Source organism: Paracoccus sp. FO-3 (genome assembly GCF_006386455.1).
GTDB classification, from domain to species: domain Bacteria; phylum Pseudomonadota; class Alphaproteobacteria; order Rhodobacterales; family Rhodobacteraceae; genus Paracoccus; species Paracoccus versutus.
In genome coordinates this window covers 1-7348 of record NZ_VCBQ01000162.1, presented here as the reverse complement: position 1 = coordinate 7348, position 7348 = coordinate 1, and the positions used below count along the sequence as shown (strand labels likewise).

Here is a 7348-nt window from a genome sequence, read left to right as displayed (position 1 = left end):
GACTAATTTCGCACCGCCATTCTCACCTGCAATGACCCCGGGACGGCCTTCGTCGCAAACGGGGCTGGCCGGATGATCGTCCAGTCCAGATCGCTTTGCTCGATCAGGGCCTCCTGCCGGTCCTTGTCGGCATAGCGGTTCCGGGTAAACAGCGGAAAGATGATGCGATTATAGAGCCAGCCACCGTGGCCGTGCGTCTCGCCAGCACCAACGCCCGTGACGGCGACGAGTCGGTTCACCCCGGCCGCCTTCATCACCGGAAGCAGCGCCCCGGTCGCGTCGGAGAACAGGCTGGTCCGGCCGATGCCGTCGATGCCGAGGCATTGAACCACGGCATCCTGTCCGCCGATATGCCGCTCCAGAAAGGCCCGATTCACCGGCGAGCCGATGGCCACCCGCACCGCCGCCGTCTCGGTGATCCTTCCCGCCGTCCGGGTCTGCGCCGTGATGCGATGGCCGCGCGCCGCCGCCTGTTCCAGCAGGCTGGAGCCGACCCCTCCCGACGCGCCGAGCACGAACAGCCGCATGTGGATTATCCTTATTACTGCATCGCCTTGCGTGGACGGCCGCCCTTGGCTCCGTTCGCACGGGCCGCGGCGGCCTTGGCGGCGGAGGTGGTCTGTCCGGCACGCCGGGCCATCCATGCCTTCGTGCCGAAAATGCCCGCCATAAGTCCCGGCAGGGACAGATCGGCGTCCAGTTCCTCCCAATGCAGCCCATAGCCCCGACCGAGGATTTCGACAGCGGCAAGCTGGTCGTCCGTTGCCCCCTCAAGCCCCTGCGCCAGACGCGGCGGAAAGGCGAAGGTGCAGCCGTTCTCAAGATCGACGATCACCCGGCCTGAAGCCCGGTCGTAGCGTGCGGCGGCGGCGCGTGGCTCATTGGCGCGCGCCATGCGGCCCCGCTCCAGCGCGGCGTCGATTGCGGCATCGGTCAGGTCAGCCATGTATCTCTCTCCATCGTGCCAGAAATGCGTCCCTGTGTTCGGTCACGACAGCCATCGCGCCGCAGCTCGTTCCGCTTCATGTCCTCCGCCCAGACCAGTTCCGGCCCGCCCTCGGGTCCGGCCAGGTTGATCTTGGCGTGACCGTCGCCGAACACATGCACATGCGCCGGCTCGTGGTCGTCGGTATAGATGACGATGCGCAGCCCATGCGCGCGGTGGATGGTGACCATGGGATCAGATAACCTATCGTGATGGGTTTTTCAAGATGTCGTCGATGCTCGCTCCGCGCGACGGCTCATCCTGTGTGGAGAATGCAGGCATATCGCGCGACAGCTCCTTGAGGAACCTGTCGCCGGTTGCCAGGCGCTTGCCGAGGGTCTGCATGAATCCCTCGAACCGCTCGGCCCCCTTGGCTCGGGCCGAGGCTTGGGCGCTTTCGGGCTGCGGAGGCGTGGCGGCAAGCCAGAAATAGACGAACAGCGAGACGGTTTCGCCAAGCACCGCGAGATCTTCGTCGAGCATGTCCATCTGACGGCCGATCCTGTCCAGGCGGCGCGACATGGCCGCTTCCAGCCGATCCGCCGCGTCACCGGAAAGGAAGGAGGCGACGGCGGCTTCGACGATGGCGGATTTCGACACGTTGCGGCGCAGCGCCAGCATTTCGACCTGCTTCAACAATTCAGGATCGAAATAGACGTTCATGCGGGTGCGCGTGGTCATGGGCGGTCCTTCAAAGCTCGATGCCGTCATCCGGGTTCATCGCCACCTGCCGTGCGACCATCCTCATGCGCTGTCGGATAGTGCGGGCCTTGGCCGCGTCAACGTCCGGCTCGTCGTCCAGAAACTCGAACTCCTGTTCGGGCGATGGCGGCGGGGCGACGATTTCCTCATGCTCGGGCAATTCCGGCTCGCGGCGTATGCCGGCATTGGCCGGATCGCCCTCGGCTCCGTCTGCGGCGTCGGTCGCGGAACGGCTTTCCGCCGCGACCACGCGGCCGGACCAATCATCGGCGGATGGGCTGGACGCCAGCGGAGCGGCGACCAATTCGGGCGGGGTCAGGATGCGTTCCTGAAATCGCGCATCCTCGAAATAGCGGGCCTTGGTCGCACGGATCGGCGGCGTGCCCGCGACCATCACGATTTCATCGGTGGGGGGTAGCTGCATGATCTCGCCCGGCGTGAGCAGCGGCCGGGCCGTCTCCTGCCGCGACACCATGAGATGCCCGAGCCACGGGGCCAGCCTGTGCCCGGCATAGTTGGTGGAATCGCGCAGCTCGGTCGCGGTACCGAGCGCGTCGCTCACCCTTTTCGCGGTCCTTTCGTCGTTCGTGGCAAAGGACACCCTCACATGGCAATTGTCGAGAATGGCGTTGTTCGGCCCGTAGGCGCGTTCGATCTGATTGAGGCTCTGCGCGATCAGGAAGCCTTTGATTCCATACCCCGCCATGAAGGCGAGCGCCGATTCAAAGAAGTCGAGCCGGCCGAGCGCCGGAAACTCGTCCAGCATCAACAGCAGCCGATGGCGCTTGCCGGAGGTGGTCAATTCCTCGGTTAAGCGCCTACCGATCTGGTTGAGGATCAGGCGGATGAGCGGCTTGGTGCGGTTGATGTCGGACGGCGGCACGACAAGATAGAGCGTGACAGGCTGGCGGCTGCCGACCAGATCGGCAATGCGCCAGTCGCATCGTGCCGTCACCCGCGCCACCACGGGATCGCGGTAGAGGCCGAGAAAGGACATGGCGGTGGACAGCACGCCGCTGCGTTCGTTCTCGCTTTTGTTCAGCAGCTCGCGGGCCGACGACGCGATGACGGGATGAACGCCGCTCGGCCCAAGATGCGGCGTATCCATCATGGCGCGCAAGGTCGCCTCGACCGGACGGCGGGGGTCGGACAGGAAATTGGCGACGCCCGCCAAGGCCTTGTCCTTCTCCGCATAGAGAACATGCAGGATCGCGCCGACCAGCAGGCTATGGCTGGTCTTTTCCCAATGGTTGCGCTTGTCGAGGCTGCCTTCGGGATCGACCAGAATATCCGCAATGTTCTGCACGTCCCGAACCTCCCACTCGCCCCGTCTCACCTCCAGCAGCGGGTTGTAGGCGGATGATCCGGCATTGGTCGGATCGAACAGCAGGACTCGGCCATGCTTCGCGCGAAAGCCCGCTGTCAGCGTCCAGTTCTCGCCCTTGATGTCATGGACGATGCAGCTTCCCGGCCATGTCAGCAGCGTCGGCACCACCAGCCCGACGCCTTTGCCGCTGCGGGTCGGGGCGAAGCATAGGACATGCTCGGGACCGTCATGGCGCAGATAGTCCCTGTCGTAACGGCCGAGCACCACGCCATCGGGGCCGAGCAAGCCGGGGCTGCGGATTTCCTTTTCCTCCGCCATCGCGCTGATCCGTAGGTGACGACGTTGCGGGCCTCCCGCGCCCGGATGATCGACATGAAGATGGCGGCGACGATTGCGAGGAAGCCACCCGATACGGCGATGATGCCACCCTCCACGAAGATCGCGGGCGCATAGGCGTCGAACGAAAACCACCACCAGAAGAAGGCCGGCGGGTGATAGATCGGCAGGCCCGCCAGTTCGAACCATGGCGCTCCAAGCTGCGGCTGAAAGCCGAGGCGGAAGGCAACCCATTGCGTCGCTGCCCAGGTCATCACCAGAACGATGGTGAAGACGACAGCGATTTGGCCCCAAAGGATTCGTCCTCCGCGCATCGGGACTCCGATCATCAAATGATACGAAGCCGATCAGAGGATGGGTGCCCCCACGGATATCAACCGGAAATCGCACCCGGGAGGGCTGCCGGATACTATCGGCGGCAAAAAGGACGGGTTGCAGCGGGCATCCGGCTGCAATGCTCGCCCTTCATGCCGTCGGCCTTGTGAACACATAGACCAGCCCGAATCCCATCAGCCCGCCGACGAGTGCGATCAGCAGCCAGCCCGGACGACCGCCCCAAAGAAAGAGCCCGAATCCGAGCATGGTGCCGCCCAGCGACATCCATTTCGCCCGCATCGGGATCGCCCCGCGCTCGCGCCAGTCGCGCAGTAGCGGGCCAAAGCGCGGATGGGCCAGAAGCCAGTTCTCCAGCCGCTGCGAGGATCGCGCGAAACAGGCCGCTGCCAAGATCAGGAAGGGCACCGTCGGCAGCACCGGCAGGAAGGCCCCCACGAAGCCGAGCCCGGTGAAGAACAGCCCCAGCGCCAGGAACAGCCAGCGCAGGGCAGTCGATTGCCGCGCGGGACGAGTCATGCGCGGGTCCGTCGGCGCTTCAGGAAAGGCTCGTTCAGGAAGGTGCCGAAGGGGAACAGCGAGGCGGCGAAGGTGCGCAGCCAGTCGGTCACGCTCCACCCCCGCCCCCACAGCGCGGCGATCATCAGCGCGACATAGGCGAGGAAGGCATAGCCGTGGACCGGCCCCATCACCTGCACCCACGCGGGATTGTCCAGCGCGTATTTCACCGGCATCGCGACTAGGAACAGCAGGATCGTCGTCACGCCCTCGACTACGGCGACCAGCCGGAAGAGGTCGAAGAGCCGGTTAGAAACGGGGCGGGCGTCAGCCTGGCTCATGGCTCGGGTCCTTCCTTATGCGTTCGGGGCGGAAGCCCATACCGATCAGCCGCCCCATCAGCCGCGACAGCACCGGCCAGCGGGCGATCAGGCGCACGAAGCCCGGCGGGCGCGGCGCGGCCTTGCCCTTCGCGTTGCGCTTGCGGCGCATCATCCGCTGCAAGCCTTGGGTGGCGCGGGTCGGGAACATCCGCCGCGCCTGCACCTTTGCCAGATCGGCATCGCGCAGCCGCCCCTCGCGCAGCGGGCGGGCGAGGATATTCGCCGCCGCCACCGCATCCTGGATGGCAAGGTTGACGCCGAAGCCGCCGACCGGCGACATCGCATGGGCGGCATCACCGATGCACAGCACGCCGGGCGCCCACCAGCGCCGCAAGCGGTCCATGCGGATCGACAGCAGATGCACCTGATCCCAATCGGCGATCTCCTCGAACCGATCCGCGGGCAGAGGCGCCAGCGCAGCCAGCGCCTGACGAAAGGCCGGCAGGCCAGCGGCCTTCACGTCGTCGAAGCTGCCCTTGCGGATGACATAGCCGCATTGCCAGAAATCGCCCCGGTCGATCAGCACCAGCCCCTGCTGCGGCCCGGCATGGCTCATCGCCGGGGCCGGATCGTCGGGCAGGCGCGACAGCCGCAGCCACAGAACGTCCACGGCCGAGCCGAAGTCGATCACCTCAAGCCCCGCCTGCGCACGCACCACGGAATGTCGCCCATCCGCGCCGATCACCAACGGCGCGCGGATTTCGCCCGTGCCACTATCGCTTTCCCACGCGACACCGCCGCCCGGCAGCAGACCGGTGACGCAATGGCCCATCAACAGGGTGAAACCGCGCAGACCGGCGGCCTTCGCGGCCAGAAAGTTCAGGAAATCCCATTGCGGCATGAAGGCGATATAGCGGCAATCCAGCGGCAAGCGGCTGAAATCGGCGATGGTGACCTGCCGCCCGGCGATCTCGGCATGCAGGTCGGCGGCCTTCTGATGCGGCAGGGCCAGAAACTCGTCCAGCCAACCCAATTGCACCATCAGTTGCAGGGTCGAGGGGTGAATCGTGTCGCCGCGGAAGTCGCGCAGGAAATCCGGGTGCCGTTCAAGCACGGTGACGCGCAGCCCGGCGCGGGCCAGCAAAAGCCCCGCCATCATCCCCGCGGGCCCGCCGCCCGCGATCACGCAATCCTGCCATGTTTCAGTCATCGAAAACCACCAGCCAAGAATCTCTGCCGATATGGTCTCTGGCTTGGCGGTAGCGGCGATCCCGTCGCAAACCGCCGGCTGGATGGATCGGATGCCTCGTTTTACCGCCCCGCCTCTGTAATGACCACCTCCGCCATGACGCAGATCGCTGTCCGAATCCGGGCCATTCGTCGCAGCTCCGGCCTGGGATGGGAAGGCGGACATCCAGGCCAGCGGTCGCTTCGCCTGAAAGAACCGGCTCGGACGGGCGATCAGATGTCCCGGGCCGCTTGCCGGTGGCGTTCCTCACTCTCCTCCCTGATCCCGTTCATGATCCGCCGGTAATGCTCGGCATATTGCAGACAGGCTTCCATCGCGACGCTGTCGTTACGCGCTGCCGCCTCCCGTGCGTGATACAGATATGTGGTGACCAGATCCTGCGCCCTGCCGCGGAGCTTCCCCGCCGGACCTGAACTCTCGTAGATCCGGTTGATGAGACTGCCGATATTCGACGGCCGGCGCTGTCCAGTCCGAAAATACTGCTGGTGTCGTTGCTGATTCATCCTGCCTCTATGGCTCGCACCGATCTTCGGGGCGATAACGTGCCCGCGTCTTTCCGGCGAGGGCGAGCAGATCGCGCAGGGTCTTGCTGCGGTTCTGCGGCGACCAGAGCGCGTAGAGCCGCACCGGCTCGTCGTCATCCGCGATCCGGCGCCAGATCAGACCTTCCGATACCGAGGCCTTCAGACTGGTGCCGGAAAAAGTGACGCCCTCGCCATGGGCGACCATCTGCATGAGCGTGTCCCGTTCCACGTCGACGCGGCGAAAATGCAGGGTTATTCCATGTTCCGCCATCCGCCGCACGGCATGGTCCCGCACCAGCGGCCCTGCCCCACCGTGCCTGATCAGAAAGGTCTCGCCGTCCAGATCGCGCCAGAAGATCTCATCCCTCCCGGCAAGCCGATGGCTCTCGCCGAGCATCAACACCAGCGGCTCCGACCAGAGCAACCGGCTGTGGCATTGCGGGGCACGCGGATCGCCGACCACCAGGGCGATATCGACATGATCCCCGATGACGGCGGGAACCGCTTCCTCGACCGGCCCTTCGGTGACGGCGTGGTCGATCTGGCCGAGACCGGCGGCGATCTCGGCCACGAAGGCCCGCCCGGCCTCCGTCAGACGCACGCCCCTGTGGCGGCGCTCGAAGACGATGATACCGATCTCTTCTTCCAGGTTGCGGATCCGCGTGCTGAGGCTGGACTGGCTCATGCCGAGCGCCTCGGCCGCATGACGGAAGTTCAGGTGTTCGGCCACCGCGAGAACCTGCGTCAGCGACAGCAGCGATATCCGCCGCCCGACGCGGGCAACGCTGCTGCGGGCGGTCATCCGCTGACCTGAGGATTCATCACCGCTCATGGGCCATTCTCCTCACACCCACATGCCTGCAGAGGCTGCAAAAAATCCCGGACCATGCTGTTCCTCCTCTTACTGCCCTGTCCCTCGTCGTGTTTGCCGCCCATGGTTCTGGCTGGCTGACCGGACGAGAACGCGGAGATCCGGATGGCAGGCGTGCAAAGGCAAAATCGGTTGGTGGTTCAATTCCTCATTGGCTGGCCAGCGCCTCGACTGGGCTTAGCCTGGCGGCGCGGATGGCG

Annotated in this window: 9 protein-coding genes and 1 pseudogene; all 10 read right to left on the bottom strand. The window is 65.5% G+C overall.

Going from position 1 to position 7348, the window contains the following annotated elements; genetic code table 11:
• Positions 1-2 precede the first annotated feature (2 nt).
• The 10 genes and pseudogenes from FE811_RS25040 to FE811_RS24995 all read right to left on the bottom strand — a co-directional run bounded on the left by FE811_RS25040 (position 3) and on the right by FE811_RS24995 (position 7109).
• On the bottom strand, positions 3-527 hold the full coding sequence (locus tag FE811_RS25040) for an NAD(P)-dependent oxidoreductase (protein WP_140849228.1): 525 nt from the start codon (positions 525-527) through the stop codon (positions 3-5).
• Positions 528-541: 14 nt separating this feature from the next.
• On the bottom strand, positions 542-946 hold the full coding sequence (locus FE811_RS25035) for a DUF2442 domain-containing protein (RefSeq protein ID WP_036757567.1): 405 nt from the start codon (positions 944-946) through the stop codon (positions 542-544).
• Positions 934-1176, bottom strand: a complete 243-nt coding sequence (locus FE811_RS25030; RefSeq protein WP_181180967.1) for a DUF4160 domain-containing protein — start codon at positions 1174-1176, stop codon at positions 934-936. The genes FE811_RS25035 and FE811_RS25030 overlap by 13 nt, the downstream gene beginning before the upstream one ends.
• Positions 1177-1189: 13 nt before the next feature.
• Positions 1190-1666: a CopG family transcriptional regulator gene (locus tag FE811_RS25025; RefSeq protein ID WP_036757568.1), complete on the bottom strand. Its 477-nt coding sequence runs from the start codon at positions 1664-1666 to the stop codon at positions 1190-1192.
• A 10-nt stretch (positions 1667-1676) separates the two neighbouring features.
• Positions 1677-3664, bottom strand: a pseudogene (locus tag FE811_RS25020) (conjugal transfer protein TraG).
• 151 nt (positions 3665-3815) lie between these two features.
• Positions 3816-4202 (bottom strand): YbaN family protein, encoded by a 387-nt coding sequence (locus FE811_RS25015; protein WP_036757570.1) that lies wholly within the window; start codon positions 4200-4202, stop codon positions 3816-3818.
• Positions 4199-4522 carry a DUF3817 domain-containing protein gene (locus tag FE811_RS25010; RefSeq protein WP_036757573.1) on the bottom strand — a complete coding sequence of 108 codons (324 nt, stop codon included), beginning with the start codon at positions 4520-4522 and terminating at the stop codon, positions 4199-4201. The genes FE811_RS25015 and FE811_RS25010 overlap by 4 nt, the downstream gene beginning before the upstream one ends.
• On the bottom strand, positions 4509-5714 hold the full coding sequence (locus FE811_RS25005) for an FAD-dependent oxidoreductase (RefSeq protein WP_140849226.1): 1206 nt from the start codon (positions 5712-5714) through the stop codon (positions 4509-4511). The genes FE811_RS25010 and FE811_RS25005 overlap by 14 nt, the downstream gene beginning before the upstream one ends.
• Before the next feature lie 251 nt (positions 5715-5965).
• Complete coding sequence (locus tag FE811_RS25000) at positions 5966-6256, bottom strand: DUF4167 domain-containing protein (protein WP_166435575.1); 291 nt, start codon at positions 6254-6256, stop codon at positions 5966-5968.
• Between the two features lie 7 nt (positions 6257-6263).
• On the bottom strand, positions 6264-7109 hold the full coding sequence (locus tag FE811_RS24995) for a LysR family transcriptional regulator (protein ID WP_244295279.1): 846 nt from the start codon (positions 7107-7109) through the stop codon (positions 6264-6266).
• Positions 7110-7348 lie beyond the last annotated feature (239 nt).